At 45.2% G+C, this 17,833-nt stretch carries 23 protein-coding genes; 13 read left to right on the top strand and 10 right to left on the bottom strand.

Going from position 1 to position 17,833, the window contains the following annotated elements:
* The first annotated feature begins 6 nt into the window (after positions 1-6).
* Positions 7-405, top strand: coding sequence for a DUF2061 domain-containing protein (locus OH463_RS23025; protein ID WP_005432839.1), 399 nt, complete (start codon positions 7-9; stop codon positions 403-405).
* Between the two features lie 115 nt (positions 406-520).
* The gene (locus tag OH463_RS23020; RefSeq protein ID WP_079324343.1) at positions 521-1,426 is read left to right on the top strand and encodes a bifunctional helix-turn-helix transcriptional regulator/GNAT family N-acetyltransferase; all 906 of its coding nucleotides are present in this window, start codon (positions 521-523) and stop codon (positions 1,424-1,426) included.
* 17 nt (positions 1,427-1,443) lie between these two features.
* On the opposite strand, the gene OH463_RS23015 is transcribed toward OH463_RS23020, so the two are convergent.
* Both OH463_RS23015 and rraB read right to left on the bottom strand, forming a co-directional pair.
* Positions 1,444-2,244 (bottom strand): glycosyl hydrolase 2 galactose-binding domain-containing protein, encoded by an 801-nt coding sequence (locus OH463_RS23015; protein ID WP_269992752.1) that lies wholly within the window; start codon positions 2,242-2,244, stop codon positions 1,444-1,446.
* A 171-nt stretch (positions 2,245-2,415) separates the two neighbouring features.
* A complete protein-coding gene (rraB, locus tag OH463_RS23010; RefSeq protein WP_005432867.1) occupies positions 2,416-2,832 on the bottom strand; it encodes a ribonuclease E inhibitor RraB in 417 nt (138 codons plus the stop codon).
* A 584-nt stretch (positions 2,833-3,416) separates the two neighbouring features.
* Here rraB and arcA point away from each other — a divergent pair.
* The 6 genes from arcA (at position 3,417) to OH463_RS22985 (ending at position 8,048) form a co-directional block, all read left to right on the top strand.
* Entirely contained in the window at positions 3,417-4,637 is a 1,221-nt protein-coding gene (gene arcA, locus OH463_RS23005) for an arginine deiminase (RefSeq protein ID WP_005432859.1), read from the top strand.
* 157 nt (positions 4,638-4,794) lie between these two features.
* Positions 4,795-5,799 (top strand): ornithine carbamoyltransferase, encoded by a 1,005-nt coding sequence (locus tag OH463_RS23000; RefSeq protein WP_005432863.1) that lies wholly within the window; start codon positions 4,795-4,797, stop codon positions 5,797-5,799.
* A gap of 69 nt (positions 5,800-5,868) precedes the next feature.
* Positions 5,869-5,994 (top strand): hypothetical protein, encoded by a 126-nt coding sequence (locus OH463_RS26285; protein WP_005432831.1) that lies wholly within the window; start codon positions 5,869-5,871, stop codon positions 5,992-5,994.
* Between the two features lie 90 nt (positions 5,995-6,084).
* Positions 6,085-7,014, top strand: a complete 930-nt coding sequence (gene pyrB, locus OH463_RS22995; protein WP_005432845.1) for an aspartate carbamoyltransferase — start codon at positions 6,085-6,087, stop codon at positions 7,012-7,014.
* 17 nt (positions 7,015-7,031) lie between these two features.
* Positions 7,032-7,493, top strand: coding sequence for an aspartate carbamoyltransferase regulatory subunit (pyrI, locus tag OH463_RS22990; protein ID WP_005448817.1), 462 nt, complete (start codon positions 7,032-7,034; stop codon positions 7,491-7,493).
* A 165-nt stretch (positions 7,494-7,658) separates the two neighbouring features.
* Positions 7,659-8,048: a RidA family protein gene (locus OH463_RS22985; protein ID WP_005432832.1), complete on the top strand. Its 390-nt coding sequence runs from the start codon at positions 7,659-7,661 to the stop codon at positions 8,046-8,048.
* A gap of 84 nt (positions 8,049-8,132) precedes the next feature.
* Here the strand turns inward: OH463_RS22985 and OH463_RS22980 are convergent, their stop codons facing one another.
* The 8 genes from OH463_RS22980 to mlaF form a co-directional block, all read right to left on the bottom strand.
* Positions 8,133-8,858, bottom strand: a complete 726-nt coding sequence (locus OH463_RS22980; protein WP_005444408.1) for a 1-acylglycerol-3-phosphate O-acyltransferase — start codon at positions 8,856-8,858, stop codon at positions 8,133-8,135.
* Positions 8,859-9,005: 147 nt separating this feature from the next.
* A complete protein-coding gene (gene murA / locus OH463_RS22975; RefSeq protein ID WP_017187890.1) occupies positions 9,006-10,271 on the bottom strand; it encodes a UDP-N-acetylglucosamine 1-carboxyvinyltransferase in 1,266 nt (421 codons plus the stop codon).
* Between the two features lie 9 nt (positions 10,272-10,280).
* The gene (gene ibaG / locus OH463_RS22970) at positions 10,281-10,535 is read right to left on the bottom strand and encodes a BolA family iron metabolism protein IbaG (RefSeq protein ID WP_005432865.1); all 255 of its coding nucleotides are present in this window, start codon (positions 10,533-10,535) and stop codon (positions 10,281-10,283) included.
* Between the two features lie 3 nt (positions 10,536-10,538).
* On the bottom strand, positions 10,539-10,859 hold the full coding sequence (locus OH463_RS22965; RefSeq protein WP_005444403.1) for an STAS domain-containing protein: 321 nt from the start codon (positions 10,857-10,859) through the stop codon (positions 10,539-10,541).
* Positions 10,859-11,497 (bottom strand): phospholipid-binding protein MlaC, encoded by a 639-nt coding sequence (gene mlaC / locus OH463_RS22960; protein WP_005444401.1) that lies wholly within the window; start codon positions 11,495-11,497, stop codon positions 10,859-10,861. Before mlaC ends, OH463_RS22965 begins: the two co-directional genes overlap by 1 nt.
* 3 nt (positions 11,498-11,500) lie before the next feature.
* Positions 11,501-11,998 carry an outer membrane lipid asymmetry maintenance protein MlaD gene (mlaD, locus tag OH463_RS22955; RefSeq protein ID WP_005436386.1) on the bottom strand — a complete coding sequence of 166 codons (498 nt, stop codon included), beginning with the start codon at positions 11,996-11,998 and terminating at the stop codon, positions 11,501-11,503.
* A 2-nt stretch (positions 11,999-12,000) separates the two neighbouring features.
* Positions 12,001-12,792 (bottom strand): lipid asymmetry maintenance ABC transporter permease subunit MlaE, encoded by a 792-nt coding sequence (mlaE, locus tag OH463_RS22950; protein ID WP_005444399.1) that lies wholly within the window; start codon positions 12,790-12,792, stop codon positions 12,001-12,003.
* A complete protein-coding gene (gene mlaF, locus OH463_RS22945) occupies positions 12,782-13,585 on the bottom strand; it encodes a phospholipid ABC transporter ATP-binding protein MlaF (protein ID WP_005444397.1) in 804 nt (267 codons plus the stop codon). Before mlaF ends, mlaE begins: the two co-directional genes overlap by 11 nt.
* Before the next feature lie 399 nt (positions 13,586-13,984).
* On the opposite strand from mlaF, the gene OH463_RS22940 reads away from it, so the two are divergent.
* From OH463_RS22940 to lptB, 5 genes are all read left to right on the top strand, one after another.
* A complete protein-coding gene (locus OH463_RS22940; protein ID WP_005444395.1) occupies positions 13,985-14,950 on the top strand; it encodes a calcium/sodium antiporter in 966 nt (321 codons plus the stop codon).
* 35 nt (positions 14,951-14,985) lie between these two features.
* Positions 14,986-15,957, top strand: coding sequence for an arabinose-5-phosphate isomerase KdsD (gene kdsD, locus OH463_RS22935; RefSeq protein WP_269992751.1), 972 nt, complete (start codon positions 14,986-14,988; stop codon positions 15,955-15,957).
* Between the two features lie 90 nt (positions 15,958-16,047).
* Positions 16,048-16,611, top strand: coding sequence for an LPS export ABC transporter periplasmic protein LptC (gene lptC, locus OH463_RS22930; RefSeq protein ID WP_005444391.1), 564 nt, complete (start codon positions 16,048-16,050; stop codon positions 16,609-16,611).
* A complete protein-coding gene (gene lptA, locus OH463_RS22925; RefSeq protein ID WP_005444389.1) occupies positions 16,592-17,086 on the top strand; it encodes a lipopolysaccharide transport periplasmic protein LptA in 495 nt (164 codons plus the stop codon). Before lptC ends, lptA begins: the two co-directional genes overlap by 20 nt.
* A 1-nt stretch (position 17,087) precedes the next feature.
* Positions 17,088-17,813 carry an LPS export ABC transporter ATP-binding protein gene (lptB, locus tag OH463_RS22920; RefSeq protein ID WP_005444387.1) on the top strand — a complete coding sequence of 242 codons (726 nt, stop codon included), beginning with the start codon at positions 17,088-17,090 and terminating at the stop codon, positions 17,811-17,813.
* Positions 17,814-17,833 lie beyond the last annotated feature (20 nt).

Below are 17,833 nucleotides of genomic sequence, written 5' to 3'. Positions count from 1 at the left end.
ATTATCATGAAAAAGACACTAACCTTTGCAGCACTCCATTTTACTATCGCGTTTAGTGTCGCTTACGTGCTTACTGGCGACATTCTAATTGGTAGTTTAATTGCCATGATTGAGCCTTCAGTGAACACCGTCGCTTTCTACTTTCATGAAAAGGCATGGGCAAAAGTCCCAGCGCTTAAAGCTCGTCAGTGGATGACCAAATTAAAAACCGCAAGCTTTGCCACTATCCACTTCAGTGTTGCGTTTAGCGTGGTTTACTTACTAACAGGTGATGCGTTTGTCGGCGGTATCATGGCGATGCTAGAGCCAAGCTTGAACACAGTGGCTTACTACTTCCACGAGAAAGTATGGATGCGTAAATCAGATAACCAAGCACCACAATTTTGTCTACACCAACACGCTTAAACATGGAGGCTCAATACGCCTCCTAACAAGCAAAATAACATTTACCATTGACAAAGTTGCGCACCGCAATTAATTTAATTGCGGTGCGCAACTTTGTTTCCAGAGGTAAGTGATTATGAATGCTCGTCAACTCCGACACTACTCCCGTCAAGCCGTCCGATTGCTTGGTATGCTCGATAAACAATGCGGCGATGTCGCTCTCACTCCAGTACAAGCGCACGCATTAGGTGAAATCCAGCTGCAGCCGTTAACCATCAATCAATTGGCACAGCAGCTTAATGTCGACAAGTCCAATGCGAGCCGAACCGTTACTGGTCTGATTAAATTAGGCTTGGTTGAGAGCATCGAAAACCCAAAAGACAAACGTAGCCAACTTGTCGCGCTTACAGAACAAGGGCAACAGGCGTTATCGCAACTAGACCAGCAGCAAAACAGCTTCTTTGAACAACTGCTTACCCAACTCGATGACAGCGAGCAAGAGCAACTCAAACTTGGTCTAGAGACTTACTTAAAAGGGCTAACGAAAGTGTGCCAGGCTGAGGAATACGTTCTTCGACCTCTTACCAAAGCAGATAACTCGCAAGTTGCGGACGTGATTCGTAAAGTCTCTGCAGAATACGGTTTAACCGCAGATAAAGGTTATGGTGTGGCAGATCCAACGCTTGATGACATGTACTCGGTTTACGATCAACAAGGCGCAGCCTACTGGGTAGTCGAGTACCAAGGCGAGATTGTGGGTGGCGGCGGCTTTGCACCTTTAGCTGGTGAGCCAAATGTGTGTGAGCTGCAAAAGATGTACTTCTTACCTCAAACGCGAGGACATGGCTTAGCCAAACGCATCGTCGCATTAAGCTTACAACTGGCGAAACAGTTTGGGTATCAGCAGTGCTATTTGGAAACGACCGAATGTCTGAGAGAGGCGGTAGGTTTGTACGAAAAGCTAGGCTTTGAGCATCTCGATGCCCCGCTAGGACAAACAGGGCATGATGCATGTGAAGTCGTGATGCTTAAAACGTTATAGCGCTTTATCCCCAAAACTTAAAGTACAAGATGGGTAACACAGAGCTCTTGGCTAAGCGCCACTGTAAATGCTTGGCGTTGCCCATCCAACTCCACCACGAGTTCGTAGAGATCTTTTGGATCGGGATCGTTAAGATCGGCATACTTTGGCGCTTCGATCTGGAATAAAGCACTCGCATGATCCGCTCGGACATCAATAGGAATATGGTAAGTCATGCCATTAAACTTAACCGATGCCGATACTAGACCCGGCGCAAAAGTTTGATAGTACAAGTCTACTTTAAACTCACAACCACCACCATGGTGCCAAATCTGCTCGGTTGCTACACGGTCTAAACGCACATTGCGAATAAACTGCAGATACGGCTCTTGCCATACCCCCAAGCGCTCATCACTCTTTTGGTATTCATGATCCGCAAGTGAGCACAACTCTGGTTTATCCTCATCCAGCAGAAGATCTTCTTCTTCCTCAAGGAACAGGATCTCAAAACGGTTACGCCCCATCTGCATGAACGGACGAATGTCTTTTTTGTACATGCTTTGTGAACCGTCACAGTCGAACAATGCTACCCCGTTTAAACGCACTTCAGCATGGTAATCCACACCACCCAACACCATTTCTACCGCTGGGAATGCCATCATGGATTCGTCCACTTCAATGTCGTGCATCAGATGCCACTCTTGCTGACGAATCACGTCTTCAGTCAGTTCAGCAGGCAATACCTGACTCAAAGGAGCAGGGAAAGTAATGTCATCCTGTGGGATAGAAAAGTCCGTCAGTGGAGAGACTTGCCATAAACCGGCGAGTGAGAGTTGCATAGTTACCTTGAGCTAGATCAATTTTCACGCATTATATACACAAGTAACTTAGGGTTACAGGCAATAAGCACACAAACTCAATGAGAATTATTTATCGTTACCTGCGGTTATCATTTTCAGGGCACAAAAAAGCCAGCGATAAACGCTGGCTTCTTAGATTGAATAAGAGGATTACTCTTCGTCTTCATCATCTTCTTCAGGGTAAAGCGCATCTTCGCCTTCGTAGTAAGTACCCCAACCGTCGTAAATGATGTCGTATTTTTCTGCAAGATGAACCAGTTTCTCAACCTGAGCATCAATTGCTTCTGCGTTTAGTGCAGATTCCATTGTTGCATCACAGCAAAGTAGTTTGTTGCCGTCTTCATCTTCTGTTTCTTCAGCTTCAAGAACTTCAAAGCCCATCTTGAACGCTTCAACAACCGCTTTTTCTAGCGTATCGAAGTCTTCAGCAAATAGGTGGTGCTCGATTTCGTATAGTGAATCTGGATCGCTGCCGTCTTCTAGCAGTGCTGCAATGATATCGCGAGTCTCTTCCTTTTGAATCTCAATTAATTCTTCTACTGATAGATATTCATCTTCGTGAGACATGTTTTGGCTCCAGATTAGTTACTTGATGGAAACACTATACTCTAAACTGAGTACGTTAATGCGGTGAAATATGGCACGGATTGCGATGAAAAGCCACAAACAAACACCAAACTGCGGTGATTCTTGATGATAATTTTTACTCACAAATCTAAACCTCGCTCACAGAAACAAAAAATTAACAAAAACGGCTAATCTTTAATATTCAGAAGATCCTAATTGAGCCTGAGACGAGTAATTTTAGGCTTGTTTGCGTGTTTATGATCTTGGAGTGAATACAGCAACAGCTCGTTAATTCTGACCTAACGAATAAAAGAAAGCCAAAAACTGCATATTTCAGAATAGTTATGCACGTTTTATGCACTTTTGATGTATGACTTCTTTCTCAAACGAAAAAGAATAAAAACGCACTTTTTAAAACTCATGAACAAACAACAAAATATAGAATTAAAATACACCAAGGAAGCATTTACAAAATATAACGCCAAAAAATTATATTTTTGCAATATATAAGCAAAGTTCTAAGACTTGCATCTTTGCACCAAGCTTGTCATAACTAACGGCTGGAATATTTGTAAGGATGCAAAATGAGTAAGCTGTACGTTGGATCAGAAGTTGGTCAACTAAGACGAGTTCTATTAAACCGCCCAGAGCGCGCCCTCACCCACCTAACGCCATCGAACTGCCATGAGCTACTGTTTGATGACGTATTAGCGGTAGAAGCGGCAGGTGAAGAACACGACGCGTTTGCGCGCACACTGCGTGAACAAGATGTCGAAGTACTACTACTTCATGATCTACTGGTTGAAACCCTTGCGGTTCCAGAAGCAAAACAATGGTTGTTGAATACTCAGATCTCTGACTTCCGTTACGGTCCGACTTTCGCTCGTGACTTACGCCAGTACTTCGCAGAGATGGACGATGAGCATCTAGCAAGCATTCTCCTTGGCGGCTTGGCTTACTCGGAACTGCCAATCAAATCTTCATCAATGTTGCCGAAGATGAAGCGCCCACTGGACTTCGTGATCGAACCTCTGCCGAACCACCTCTTTACCCGTGATACGTCATGCTGGGTATACGGCGGCGTTTCTCTTAACCCAATGATGATGCCTGCACGTCAACGCGAAACCAACCATCTGCGTGCGATTTATCGCTGGCACCCAACCTTCGCTGGTCAAGACTTCATTAACTACTTTGGTGATGAAGACCAGCACTACGACAATGCCAACGTTGAAGGTGGTGATGTACTGGTTATCGGTAAAGGTGCGGTTCTGATTGGTATGTCTGAGCGCACAACCCCACAAGGTGTAGAAAACTTAGCGGCAAGCCTGTTTAAATCTGGTCAGGCGAAAGAAGTGATTGCTATCGACCTACCAAAACACCGCTCGTGTATGCACCTTGATACGGTCATGACGCATATGGATGTGGATACTTTCTCGGTATACCCAGAAATCATGCGTAAAGACTTAGACACTTGGCGCCTAACACCTAAAGGCAACGGTGAAATGCATGTCGAGGCGTCACACAACTATCTACACGCCATTGAATCGGCACTTGGCTTAGACCAATTGAAGATCATCACGACGGGTGGTGACAGCTACGAAGCTGAGCGAGAGCAATGGAACGATGCCAACAACGTACTGACGGTGAAACCCGGTGTTGTGATTGGTTACGAACGTAACGTCTACACTAACGAGAAGTACGACAAAGCTGGCATTGAAGTCCTGACTATTCCGGGTAACGAACTTGGTCGCGGTCGTGGTGGTGCACGCTGTATGAGCTGCCCAATCGAACGTGATGATATTTGAGAAACCTCTCCCACCAAATAAAACCAATTGAGACTAAGGTTGATGTGAATGCATCAACCTTTTTTTGTTTTTAATTAAAATAATTATTCACAATAAAAGCATTTATATGTTTTAATGCTTTTATTCTTTATCAACCAAACGACCTAAGGGACGAGCTATGGCTTTCAATCTACGTAATCGCAACTTTTTGAAGCTATTGGACTTCTCAACTAAAGAGATCCAGTTTTTGCTCGAACTGTCTGCAGAGCTGAAAAAAGCTAAATATGCAGGAACAGAGCAGAAGAAACTTCAAGGTAAAAACATCGCACTAATCTTTGAGAAATCTTCTACTCGTACCCGATGTGCGTTTGAAGTCGCGGCCTTTGACCAAGGCGCTCAAGTCTCTTACATCGGTCCTTCTGGCTCACAGATCGGTCATAAAGAATCAATGAAAGATACCGCTCGTGTTCTTGGTCGTATGTACGACGGGATTGAATACCGTGGCTTTGGTCAATCCATTGTTGAAGAGCTTGGTACTTATGCTGGTGTACCTGTCTGGAATGGTTTAACGGATGAGTTCCACCCTACCCAAATCCTTGCAGACTTCCTGACCATGCAAGAGCACGGACGTGGGAAACAACTGCATGAGATGACGTTTGCTTACCTTGGTGATGCTCGCAATAACATGGGTAATTCACTCATGGTTGGCGCAGCAAAAATGGGCATGGACATCCGCCTTGTAGCGCCAAAAGCGTTCTGGCCAGAAGAAGCATTAGTGGCAACTTGCCAAGAAATTGCCCAACAAACCGGCGCGAAAATCACGCTGACTGAGAACGTTGAAGAAGGCGTTAAAGGCTGTGACTTCTTATATACTGACGTTTGGGTGTCGATGGGTGAGTCGGCTGAAGCTTGGGATGAGCGTGTTGCGCTGATGACACCTTACCAAATCAATATGGATGTAATTAAGCAAACGGGTAACCCTCATGTGAAGTTCATGCACTGCCTGCCAGCTTTCCACAACGATGAAACGACTGTGGGTAAAGAGGTCGCGGAGAAATACGGTATGAAAGGGCTTGAAGTAACCGAAGAGGTGTTTGAATCTGAATACTCTATCGTATTCGACGAAGCCGAGAACCGCATGCACACCATCAAAGCCGTGATGGTTGCGACATTAGGCAGCTAAACCAAAGCATTAAAAATGGTAACAAAAACCATGATGTAATCGCTTGCGCTCACGAAAGTTAAGCGTATAATGCTCGGCAATTTGTCTGAGGATTACGAAATGACCACGCCGATTGCTGACGTAAAAACGCGATTTGCTCTAGCTAAGCGACTACGCTTACGTGCTGTTATTTTCGTTAATTCTATTGAATTTTAAAACCTCCCCAATTGGGGAGGTTTTTTTATGCCTAAAATTCCATCGCGGTGAATTTTGGGGATAGTCACCACTGTTATAGGGAAGAAGATCATGGCGAACTCGCTTTACCAGAAGCACATCATCTCTATTCCAGAGCTTTCACGTGAAGAACTGGAACTGATTGTAGAAACTGCAGGTCAGCTAAAAAAAGAACCTCGTCCAGAACTGATTAAAAACAAGGTTGTAGCAAGCTGTTTCTTTGAGCCATCCACACGTACTCGCCTGTCATTCGAGACAGCAATTCAACGTATCGGTGGCGATGTTATTGGTTTTGATAACGGTGGTAACACCTCTCTGGCGAAAAAAGGCGAGACGCTATCTGACTCAGTTCAAGTTATCTCTTCTTACGTCGATGCATTCGTAATGCGCCACCCTCAAGAAGGCGCAGCGCGCTTAGCGTCTGAGTTCTCTAACGGCGTACCAGTTATCAATGCAGGTGACGGCGCAAACCAACACCCAACGCAAACGCTACTCGACCTATACACCATCGCGGAAACGCAAGGTCGTCTAGACAACCTAAACGTTGCGTTTGTTGGTGACCTAAAATACGGTCGCACCGTGCACTCGTTGACTCAAGCATTGGCAAAGTTCAATAACATTCGCTTCTTCTTTGTTGCACCAGAAGCACTCGCAATGCCAGATTACATCTGTGAAGAGCTAGATGAAGCAGGCATTCAATACAGCCTACACACAGACATGGAAAGCGTGATTCCTGAGCTCGACATTCTGTACATGACTCGCGTACAAAAAGAGCGCTTTGATGAATCCGAATACGCGCACATCAAATCAGCTTACATCCTAACGGCGGCACTACTAGAAGGTGCACGTGAAAACTTGAAAGTACTGCACCCACTGCCACGCGTGGATGAAATCACCACAGACGTCGACGTCACACCACACGCTTACTACTTCCAACAAGCAGAAAACGGCGTTTACGCGCGCCAAGCGTTGTTGGCACTGGTTCTTAACGAAACACTGTAATCGAGGGAGAAAAAGACATGGCTAAAGAAACTCAATTGCAGGTTGAAGCAATCAAAAACGGCACAGTAATCGACCACATCCCAGCACAAATTGGTATCAAAGTGTTGAAGCTGTTCGATATGCACAACTCTTCTCAACGTGTCACCATCGGTCTGAATCTGCCTTCATCTGCACTCGGTCATAAAGACCTACTCAAGATTGAAAACGTGTTCATCAACGAAGAGCAGGCAAGTAAGCTAGCACTGTACGCACCACACGCGACCGTTAACCAAATCGAAAACTACGAAGTAGTGAAGAAGCTAGCGCTAGAACTCCCTGAGCGAATCAACAACGTGTTTGAGTGTCCGAACAGCAACTGTATTACACACAACGAACCGGTTGCGAGCAGCTTCCAGGTGTTCGAGAAGAAGGAAGAAATCCGTCTGAAGTGTAAATACTGTGAGAAAGTTTTCGCACGTGAGATCGTAACTGAGCGTTAGTTTTCTGCTCCGATTCTTGCTAACGATAAATTGACTGATACCCCGCCAATGCGGGGTATTTTGCACTTTACGTGCTTCATGTTTAAAGGCACACTGCTTATTCTTAAGAACACTCAAGATGCTTGAGTAAACTCTTTATTCCCCTAAACAGATGGAACAATTCAAATGACGAAAGTACTTCACACTGAGTCTGCACCAGCAGCAATCGGTCCTTACGTTCAAGGCGTAGATCTAGGCAACATGGTTCTAACTTCTGGCCAAATCCCAGTAAACCCAGCGACAGGTGAAGTGTCTGCAGACATCGCAGAGCAAGCTCGTCAATCTCTAGAGAACGTAAAAGCAGTTGTGGAAGCATCAGGTCTTAAGGTTACTGATATCGTTAAAATGACAGTATTCGTGAAAGACCTAAACGACTTCGGTACTGTGAACGAAGTTTACGGCAAGTTTTTCGATGAGCACGAAGTAGCAAACTACCCTGCACGTTCTTGTGTAGAAGTAGCTCGCCTGCCTAAAGATGTCGGTATCGAGATTGAAGCAATCGCAGTTCGCAAATAATTGCCCTTGCTGACAAACATAAAAAACGGGTAGCTCAAGCTACCCGTTTTTTATTGTCTTTTTGCGATGATATCGCCGTAAAACTCAAGCTGCGTTGCGCTGTTTCACTTCTTCATCCAAGGCTTCCAGTTTCGCTTTCATCTCTTCACGACAAACATTAGCTAACTCACGTACGCCCTCTTTGCCGTAACCTTCCGTGCTTACTGGAGGTAACATTTCAATGATCACATGACCATTGTTCCAACGGTTCAGTTTAATGTGACCTGTAGAGCTGCACACGATTGGAATGATTGGCACTTCTGCACCGATAGCTGCATGGAATGCACCAGTTTTAAATGGCAGTAAACCACGACCACGTGAACGTGTACCTTCAGGGAACATCCACACTGAAACGTCGCTGTTTTTGATGCTGTCTACAACTTGGTCGATAGTACCTTTTGCTTTAGAGCGGTTTGCACGATCAATCAAGATGTTACCTGTTAGCCAGTAAAGCTGACCAAACAAAGGCATCCACGCAAGACTCTTCTTACCTACCGTTACTACCTTAGGTGTAACAGCTGAAGATACAGTGAAAAGGTCCCAGTTGTTCTGGTGGTTAGCAATGTAAACATGCTGACCGCGAGAATACGCATCTTCCGGAATACGCAATTCTAGCTTGATACCAAATACACGTGACATTTTGCCGAATAGACGACCGAACGTGAAAACGTGCTTAGGGTTTCTAGGGCTAAGTAGGCAGTAACCACAACCACCAATAAACATCACAATTGCGAAAATTGCGACAGCAAATACACGTAACAGTGCAATCATTGTTGTTCTCCAAGAACCGGCTTTGCGCCAGCTACAGCTATTATTGTCTCTTTGAACATAGTCATGAACTATGAAAGAAAACGCGATATAAAAAAGCCGAAACCTACGTTTCGGCTCTCTTCATATCTAGGTCAACTGCGATGCAGTTTAACCCGCCTCACTTACGCGCTCAATATTTGCGCCAAGTGCAGACAGTTTATTTTCGATTTTGTCGTAACCACGGTCGATGTGGTAGATACGGTCAACGATGGTTTCGCCTTTCGCGATACAACCAGCAATCACCAAACTTGCCGAAGCTCGTAAGTCAGTTGCCATCACTTGTGCACCACTTAAAGAATCGACATCACCGCAAATTACTGTGTTACCTTCGATTTCCGCTTTCGCGCCCATGCGCATCAATTCAGGCACGTGCATGAAACGGTTTTCAAAGATAGTTTCAGTGATCACGCCGCCACCTTTCGCCATCATGTTTAACAGCGTAAATTGTGCTTGCATGTCCGTTGGAAAACCTGGATGTGGTGCAGTACGAATGCTCACAGCTTTCAGCTCGCGATCTGTCATATCAACAGAGATCCAATCTTCACCAGTTTCTACCAACGCGCCCGCTTCTTCTAGCTTAGCCAGTACCGCTTCTAGCAGGTGACCATTGGTGTTGTGACATACCACTTTACCGCCAGACACGGCAGCTGCAACTAGGAATGTACCTGTTTCGATACGGTCAGCCACAACGCTATGTTTGCCGCCACCTAAGCGCTCAACACCTTCAATAGTGATGGTGTCAGTACCTGCTCCAGAGATTTTCGCGCCAAGTTTGTTTAGGAAGTCAGCCGTATCAACGATTTCAGGTTCACGCGCCGCGTTGTCTAGTGTTGTCGTACCTTCAGCAAGTGCTGCTGCACACATGATAGTGATGGTTGCACCAACACTCACTTTGTCCATCACGATGTGCGCGCCTTTAAGGCGACCATCGACTTCTGCTTTAACGTAACCATCTTCAAGAGTGATGGTCGCGCCAAGCTGTTCTAGACCAGTAATGTGTAGATCAACAGGACGAGCACCGATAGCACAACCGCCAGGTAGAGACACCTGACCTTGACCAAAGCGCGCAACAAGAGGACCAAGCGCCCAAATAGAAGCACGCATGGTTTTTACTAAATCATAAGGAGCGCAGTATTCATTAATGCTGCTTGGATCGACATGAACGGAACCATTACGACTTACTTTTGCGCCTAGACGCTTTAGTAGTTCCATGGTTGTGTCGATATCACGAAGGTGTGGCACGTTTGCCACTTCTACTGGCTCTTCCGCCAAGATAGACGCAAATAAAATCGGCAGTGCTGCGTTTTTTGCACCTGAAATGGTCACTTCACCAACCAGTGGTTTATCTGACCCAATAACTCGAAACTTTTCCATCAATAAACCTTAAAGCGACATTAGCTTCTTATCACGAGCCCACTCTTCTGGAGTGAACGCTTTGATTGATAGCGCGTGAATGTCGTTACGCTGGATGTAATCCATCAGAGGACCGTAAATTAACTGCTGCTTCTTAACGCGGCTCATTCCATCGAAACAAGCATCAACAGCAACCACTTCATAGTGGCTCCCTTCACCTTTTACATGCACTTCTTGAAGGTTTAGTGCTTCTTCTAGTAACTGTTGTACTTTTGCGCTATCCACAATTTACCCCTGATAATTCTGTATATGTTTGGCCACTAAAGATTCAACGTTGCTCAATTGAAACAAAGTGCGCAATTGCGCTGGCACGAAACTGAGCATTATATGACAGTTTTGCTTTTTTGCATGCTCTAATAAGTGGATTAACATCACCATTCCCGCAGAGTCGATGCGTTCAATCTCTTGGAGTGAGCATTCTAGCTCGGTTTGAGAAGGTCGCCATTGCTGTGCCACCGCCCACAAAGACGGCACCGAATCGCGATCCAGCGCCCCTGTAAGCTTAAGAATGTCTGCCTGTAAATGCCACTGAGAATGAGACTGTGCCATTACTTTGCTGCCTCGAAGCGAATTGGCTGTGCAGCCAGTTTCTCTAAATCTTTAGCGACCGCAAGAATACCTTCTTGGCGAATTTGTGTGTTCCACTCCGATTGTTTGCTTGATAGTAGGCTAATACCCTCAGCCACCATATCGAATGCTAACCACTCACCGGTCTTCTTATCTTTGCGCAGTTTAAATTCAAGTTTGATATTTGGACGCGGTGCGTCGATGATTTCAACCTTGACGCTAGTAATGCGCTTAGAAGGATCCAGTTTTGGCTCCGGACCAAACTCAATTTGTTGATCCGTATATTGCGTTAATACTTGCGCGTATGACGTCACCAAGTAAGCACGAAATGCTGTGATGAATTCACCCACATCTTCACGCTTCGCCCCTTTTAGGTTTGGACCAAGCAGTTTCAATGCCGCATAGCGATCGTTGACATAAGGCATAAGCTCTTCTTCAACGATGGTTTTTAGCAAGTTTGGATCTTTTTTGATTTGCGGTTGCTCCGCTTTGAGACGCTCAAACGTCACTTCTGCAACCTGCTTCATCATTTGGTATGGCTGAGTTTTATCTACTTCAGCAGCAACGGCTCCAAATGCAGTAAATGCTGCTAAGAAAGAAAGTAATAGTCTAGAAAACATGGATTATTCCTTACTCGTGTCACCAGAATCGCCTGAGCCACCAATGCTGTATAGAACCTGACCGATCAGGTCTTCTAGTACCAATGCAGATTTGGTGTCTTCGATGGTGTCACCATCAACAAGCATTTCTTCATCATCAAAAACAAAGCCCGGTACCAAGCCAATGTACTGCTCACCAATCAATCCAGATGTCAAAATTTGCACGCTAGAAGTTTCTGGGAATTGGTTATATTGGCTGTTAATCGACAAGCTCACTACAGGTAATAGGCTATCAGGGTTAAGTGTAATGTTACTTACACGACCGATAACAACGCCACCTACTTTCACAGGAGAACGTACTTTCAAGCTACCAATATTATCGAACTCGGCTTTCAGGGTGTAAGTATTGCCAGAGCCAATGCTTTTTACGTCAGCAACCTGAAAAATCATCACAAGAATCGCGCAAATTCCTGCTAATACAAAGCTGCCAACCCATAATTCTGTTTTACGTGTTTGTTGCATGATTAATTCCCAAACATCAATGCGGTCAGTACAAAGTCTAGTCCCAGTACTGCTAAAGAAGAATGCACAACAGTGCGCGTCGTTGCTCGGCTGATCCCTTCCGAAGTTGGAATAGCGTCATAGCCATTAAATAGAGCGATCCAAGTAACGGTAATCGCGAACACAATACATTTGATCATGCTGTTACCGATGTCTTGACCTAATTCCACTGAAGATTGCATCGCAGCCCAGAAGCTGCCGTGGTCTACGCCTTTCCAATCCACACCAACAAGCTGAGCGCCCCAGATACCAACTGCCATAAAGATCATAGCTAATAATGGCATTGAGATAGCCCCAGCCCAAAAACGTGGTGCGATGACACGTTTTAGTGGATCCACAGCCATCATTTCCATGCTTGAAAGCTGCTCCGTTGCCTTCATCAACCCAATTTCTGCAGTCAGTGCAGAGCCAGCGCGACCAGCAAACAATAACGCAGTTACTACTGGTCCTAACTCACGTAGTAGCGAAAGAGCGACCATTTGACCCAGGCTGCCTTCTGCTCCGTAATCCACCAGCACAACATAACCTTGCAAGCTAAGCACCATACCGATGAACAAGCCAGAAACGACAATGATCGCCAGCGATTGCACACCTACGGAGTAAAGCTGTTTAATCAACAGAGGAAAATTCTTGATTGGCTGAGGTCGAGTCACTAATGCGCCAACAAGCATCAAGGTCGCACGACCAAAGGCTTCACAGATGGCTAATGTTCGTTTACCTAATGAAGCGACAAATTGAATAAAGCTATCGACCATCAAATAAGTCCTTTTCGATACTTTGAGCAGGAAAGCGAAACGGCACGGGACCATCGGCTTCCCCTTGTAAGAATTGCTTCACACGTGGGTCGGGATTATCGATCAACTCTTGTGGCGTACCAAAAGCAATGATTTTGCCATCAGCCATCAAGTAGACCCAATCCGCGATACTCATCACTTCAGGCACATCATGAGAGACGACGATTGAAGTCAGCCCCAATGCGCGATTCAAGTTGCTAATTAGCTCAACCAAAACGCCCATAGTGATTGGGTCCTGCCCAACAAAAGGTTCATCGTACATGATGAGATCTGGGTCTAAGGCTATGGCACGAGCTAGTGCAGCTCGGCGAGCCATGCCGCCGGAAAGCTCACTTGGCATCAATTCTGCCGCACCTCGTAATCCGACCGCTTCAAGCTTTAGAAGCACCATGGTACGAATTAATTCTTCGGAAAGTTCCGTGTGTTCACGCAAAGGAAACGCCACATTGTCGAACACATTCAAGTCAGTAAACAAAGCTCCCGACTGGAACAACATGCTCATTTTTTTGCGTGCTTGATAAAGCTTTTTACGAGACAGGGATGGAATATTATCGCCATCAAACCAGATCTCCCCTTGCTCGGGATAAATCTGCCCACCAATAAGGCGCAGCAGTGTCGTTTTACCAATCCCCGACGGTCCCATAATGGCCGTCACTTTTCCTTTTGGCACATGCAGATCAATGCCATCGAAGATCTTGCGCTCTCCACGTGAAAAAGTGAGATTGTTAACGGTAACTAAATCGTTGTTCGACATACTATCTCTTCTACTAGTTGTGAGCGGTTCTCACAGAGTTGCAATCCAACTCAACCCCGATTGTTTTCAAGATATTACGTCGAGAATATCCTAAAGTGACTTCGGTACACTTATTAGGCTGCAATCATAAGCACAATGAACCTGAATTAAAAGCACTGTTCGATTAAATAAAGCCGACGAAATTCAAGCAATTCAGCATAAAATATGACGAAACCCAAGGAAGGTGTTTAAATCCCATTCCAGAATAGCCGTATTCCAACAGACAAGTGAATGAGCAACAATTAAACACAATTTCGTTACTAACCTTTAATTTATTTGTTGTTTATCTTCCATTTTTGGCCGCAAAAGGTCAAAATTAGCGGTTACTCATTTCACTTATTTTATTACTTAGGAATCATCATGCTCGAAGCCGTTGCGTTGCTTATCGTCGGTCTTGTTTTACTTGTTTGGAGTGCAGATAAACTTGTTTTTGGCTCTGCTGCTCTGGCCCGCAACGTCGGTATTTCACCTTTAGTGATCGGTATGACAATCCTAGCAATGGGTTCATCTGCGCCGGAAATGATGGTTTCGGCGACAGCAGCATGGGATGGAAAAACCGATACTGCCGTTGGTAACGTATTGGGTTCCAACATTGCCAACATTGCTTTAATCCTAGGTATTACAGCGCTTATTAAGCCCCTTTCTATCAGTTCTGCAGTTATTCGCCGTGAACTGCCTTTGATGATAGCAGTAACCGTATTGGCGGGTATTTTGCTATGGGATAGCCATTTAGGTTTTTACGAAGGCGTGCTGCTGTTCATTCTGTTTGGTGGTTTCTTGTTTGCAATGTTGCAAATTAGCCGTAAAGAGCAAAAAGCGGGTGATGCGTTTGTTGAAGATCAAGAGTCTGAAGTACCAGAAGGCGTGAGCAACTCAAAAGCGGTGATGTGGGTAGTGATCGGTCTGATACTGCTTCCTTTGGCAGCAAGTATGTTGGTTGATAACGCCGTGATCATTGCGAAGTACTTTGGCATGAGTGACCTCGTGATCGGTTTAACCATTATTGCCATTGGTACTAGTCTTCCTGAGCTGGCAGCTTCTCTTGCTGGTGTTCTAAAGGGCGAAGACGATATGGCAGTTGGTAACATCATCGGCTCAAACGTATTCAACATTCTTGCGGTAATGGGTCTACCGGGCATTATTAATCCATCAATGCTAAGCGAATATGCAATGGGGCGTGATTTCTGGGTAATGCTGGGTGTATCTCTACTACTTGTAGCGATGTGCTTGGGTAAATCTCGTAGCATCAACCGCATTGAAGGTGGCATTTTGTTTGTGTGTTTCTTGGCTTACCAAGTTTACCTATTCGCAAACATGGCTGCTTAATAACATAATAAGTAAAGACAAATTGGAGCACTGATATGTCCACTCAATTTGATTTTCGCGCTGCTGCTAAACAAGTACTCGATATCGAAGTGAAAGCACTACAACAGCTAGACCAATACTTTGATGCGCAGTTTGAGCAAGCTTGCGAATTGATTCTTTCCAACAACGGCAAGGTTGTCGTGATGGGTATGGGCAAGTCAGGTCACATTGGCAACAAGATTGCCGCTACGCTTGCAAGCACAGGTACCTCTGCATTTTTCGTTCACCCAGGTGAAGCGGCTCACGGTGATCTCGGTATGATCAGTGCTGGCGACATTGTTATCGCCATTTCAAACTCAGGTGAATCGCATGAGATTTTATCTCTGTTCCCTGTTTTGAAACGCTTGAACATTAAGATCATCAGCATGACAGGTAAGCCGGAATCTAACATGGCGAAACTGTCCGATCTCCACTTGCAAATTACTGTACCAAAAGAAGCTTGTCCGCTTGGTCTTGCTCCAACCAGCAGCACCACAGCAACGTTGGTTATGGGCGATGCACTGGCAGTTGCACTTCTCCAAGCTCGAGGGTTCTCTGCAGAAGATTTTGCGTTATCACATCCAGGTGGCGCACTGGGAAGAAAATTGCTGCTTAAGCTGTCTGATATTATGCACTTTGGTAATTCGCTACCAAAAGTGTCACCAGATGCTTTAATTCGTGACGCACTGCTTGAGATTTCGGAAAAAGGCTTAGGCATGACCGCTATCGTCGATGAGTACGATGCTATGCTTGGTATATTCACTGATGGCGATTTACGTCGTACGTTAGATAAACGCATTGATATCCATACCACAGCCATTGGTGATGTGATGACGAAAAATCCAACTACCGCCCATCCTGAGATGCTGGCAGTAGAAGGCTTAAACCTGATGCAAGACAAAAACATCAATGCTCTGATCTTGTGTGATGACAATAAAATTGTCGGCGCACTGAATATGCATGATTTATTAAAGGCTGGCGTGATGTAATATTGCGTCACCAAAAAGACTTAACGATTGATTTAACAGATTAAGGCAATGGTCAGGGAAGTACTGAGCTAAGATAAAGGCCTTTATTTTATGAGTTTTACTCGCCTTATTTATTTGCTCTTGATTTTTGTTGTTGCGTGGTGCGGTTATTACCTCATGACGCCAAAAAGCAATGAAAATATCCAAGTAGCACCAAATTTAGAACTGCCTATGTTCAGTGGTACTGGACTAGAAAACATCACTTATGGTGAAGATGGTGTCCGCAGTTACATCATCCGTTCCACTAATTTGGATCATTATGCCAAAAGTGGAGACACGATATTTAAGAGCCCAACACTCATGGTGTACCGCGAAGGTAGTGTGGTTGAGTGGAAGGTGACTGCAACCAGAGCAGTCTTAGATGAAGACCAAATTCTGACGCTGTACGACAACGTGCTAATGCAAAACCTTTTGCCTGGTGCAAGTTTCGATACCATGGCGACAGACAAATTGGTGATTAATCTAACCAATCGTGATTTTAAAGCCGATCAACAAGTGATGTTGGTTGGACCGCAATTTGAAACTACTGGGGGCGCAATGCAGGGCAACTTAAAGGCTCACACTGCGACTCTAACTGATGAAGTTCAAGGTCGATATGAAACCGTTACACCTTAGCCTATTGGCATTGGTTTTAGCAGCGCCACAAGCGTTAGCACTTAAGTCGGATACACAACAGCCGGTTTACATTAATTCAGACACTCAACAAGTGGACATGAAGAGTAATCAGGTGATCTTCAAAGGGGATGTATCGCTTAAGCAAGGTAGCATCAATATCGATGCTGATAGAATCGTGGTGACTCGCGATCCTAAAACCGAGTCTATCAAACAGATCCAAGCATTTGGCAAACCAGCTACCTTTTCTCAGTTAATGGACGATGGCAAAACGCTCAGTGGTCAGGCGACTGAGTTAGACTACCGTATTTCTACTGATGAATTGACCATGAAAGGTCAAGCGCAACTGGCTCAAGACGGAAACACCATCAAAGGTTCGTCAATTCGTTACCAAATTGGTCAACAGAAGCTAGTCGCTGACAGCTCGAAGGATGAGCGCGTAACAACCATCCTGCAACCGAACCAAGTCGAGAACTAATATGGCAGTACTAAGTGCAAAGAACCTTGCTAAAAGCTACAAAAAACGCAAGGTGGTAACTGATGTAAGCCTTGAAGTAGAGTCTGGTCAGATTGTTGGTCTATTGGGTCCTAACGGTGCGGGTAAAACCACATCGTTTTATATGATCGTTGGCTTGGTACCACGTGACGAAGGCACCATTACAATCGACAACCAAGACATCAGTATTCTGCCGATGCATAGCCGCTCTCGTATGGGTATCGGTTACCTGCCACAGGAAGCCTCCATCTTCCGTAAGCTGTCGGTTGAAGACAACATCATGGCGGTTCTGGAAACTCGTCAAGAGTTAACGCGAGAAGAGCGTCAAGATAAGCTGGAAGATTTGTTAGAAGAATTCCACATACAGCACATACGCACCAGTGCGGGTATGGCACTATCGGGTGGTGAGCGCCGCCGTGTAGAAATCGCGCGAGCACTAGCTGCTAACCCTCAGTTCATTTTGCTGGATGAACCATTTGCGGGTGTTGACCCTATTTCGGTTAACGACATCAAAAAAATCATCGAACACCTGCGCGATCGCGGTCTTGGTGTACTAATCACTGACCACAACGTTCGTGAAACCTTGGACGTATGTGAAAAAGCCTATATCGTAAGCCAAGGACATCTCATCGCATCGGGAACTCCGGATGAAGTTCTCAATAACGAGCAGGTGAAACAAGTTTATCTCGGCGAACAATTCCGTCTATGATTACATTAGGAACGGTAAGA

It is taken from the genome of Vibrio sp. NFR, from assembly GCF_027587095.1.
Lineage (GTDB): Bacteria > Pseudomonadota > Gammaproteobacteria > Enterobacterales > Vibrionaceae > Vibrio > Vibrio harveyi.
Note: the sequence above shows the minus strand (reverse complement) of the source record. Positions and strands in the feature narration are given on the sequence as shown.

What these genes read in the sequence shown, in the direction of transcription:
- OH463_RS23025 (WP_005432839.1), top strand. Translation starts at nt 7, where the DNA reads ATGAAAAAGACACTAACCTTTGCAGCACTCCATTTTACTATCGCGTTT.
- OH463_RS23020 (WP_079324343.1), top strand. Translation starts at nt 521, where the DNA reads ATGAATGCTCGTCAACTCCGACACTACTCCCGTCAAGCCGTCCGATTG.
- OH463_RS23015 (WP_269992752.1), bottom strand. Translation starts at nt 2,244, where the DNA reads ATGCAACTCTCACTCGCCGGTTTATGGCAAGTCTCTCCACTGACGGAC.
- rraB (WP_005432867.1), bottom strand. Translation starts at nt 2,832, where the DNA reads ATGTCTCACGAAGATGAATATCTATCAGTAGAAGAATTAATTGAGATT.
- arcA (WP_005432859.1), top strand. Translation starts at nt 3,417, where the DNA reads ATGAGTAAGCTGTACGTTGGATCAGAAGTTGGTCAACTAAGACGAGTT.
- OH463_RS23000 (WP_005432863.1), top strand. Translation starts at nt 4,795, where the DNA reads ATGGCTTTCAATCTACGTAATCGCAACTTTTTGAAGCTATTGGACTTC.
- OH463_RS26285 (WP_005432831.1), top strand. Translation starts at nt 5,869, where the DNA reads ATGCTCGGCAATTTGTCTGAGGATTACGAAATGACCACGCCGATTGCT.
- pyrB (WP_005432845.1), top strand. Translation starts at nt 6,085, where the DNA reads ATGGCGAACTCGCTTTACCAGAAGCACATCATCTCTATTCCAGAGCTT.
- pyrI (WP_005448817.1), top strand. Translation starts at nt 7,032, where the DNA reads ATGGCTAAAGAAACTCAATTGCAGGTTGAAGCAATCAAAAACGGCACA.
- OH463_RS22985 (WP_005432832.1), top strand. Translation starts at nt 7,659, where the DNA reads ATGACGAAAGTACTTCACACTGAGTCTGCACCAGCAGCAATCGGTCCT.
- OH463_RS22980 (WP_005444408.1), bottom strand. Translation starts at nt 8,858, where the DNA reads ATGATTGCACTGTTACGTGTATTTGCTGTCGCAATTTTCGCAATTGTG.
- murA (WP_017187890.1), bottom strand. Translation starts at nt 10,271, where the DNA reads ATGGAAAAGTTTCGAGTTATTGGGTCAGATAAACCACTGGTTGGTGAA.
- OH463_RS22965 (WP_005444403.1), bottom strand. Translation starts at nt 10,859, where the DNA reads ATGGCACAGTCTCATTCTCAGTGGCATTTACAGGCAGACATTCTTAAG.
- mlaC (WP_005444401.1), bottom strand. Translation starts at nt 11,497, where the DNA reads ATGTTTTCTAGACTATTACTTTCTTTCTTAGCAGCATTTACTGCATTT.
- mlaD (WP_005436386.1), bottom strand. Translation starts at nt 11,998, where the DNA reads ATGCAACAAACACGTAAAACAGAATTATGGGTTGGCAGCTTTGTATTA.
- mlaE (WP_005444399.1), bottom strand. Translation starts at nt 12,792, where the DNA reads ATGGTCGATAGCTTTATTCAATTTGTCGCTTCATTAGGTAAACGAACA.
- mlaF (WP_005444397.1), bottom strand. Translation starts at nt 13,585, where the DNA reads ATGTCGAACAACGATTTAGTTACCGTTAACAATCTCACTTTTTCACGT.
- OH463_RS22940 (WP_005444395.1), top strand. Translation starts at nt 13,985, where the DNA reads ATGCTCGAAGCCGTTGCGTTGCTTATCGTCGGTCTTGTTTTACTTGTT.
- kdsD (WP_269992751.1), top strand. Translation starts at nt 14,986, where the DNA reads ATGTCCACTCAATTTGATTTTCGCGCTGCTGCTAAACAAGTACTCGAT.
- lptC (WP_005444391.1), top strand. Translation starts at nt 16,048, where the DNA reads ATGAGTTTTACTCGCCTTATTTATTTGCTCTTGATTTTTGTTGTTGCG.
- lptA (WP_005444389.1), top strand. Translation starts at nt 16,592, where the DNA reads ATGAAACCGTTACACCTTAGCCTATTGGCATTGGTTTTAGCAGCGCCA.
- lptB (WP_005444387.1), top strand. Translation starts at nt 17,088, where the DNA reads ATGGCAGTACTAAGTGCAAAGAACCTTGCTAAAAGCTACAAAAAACGC.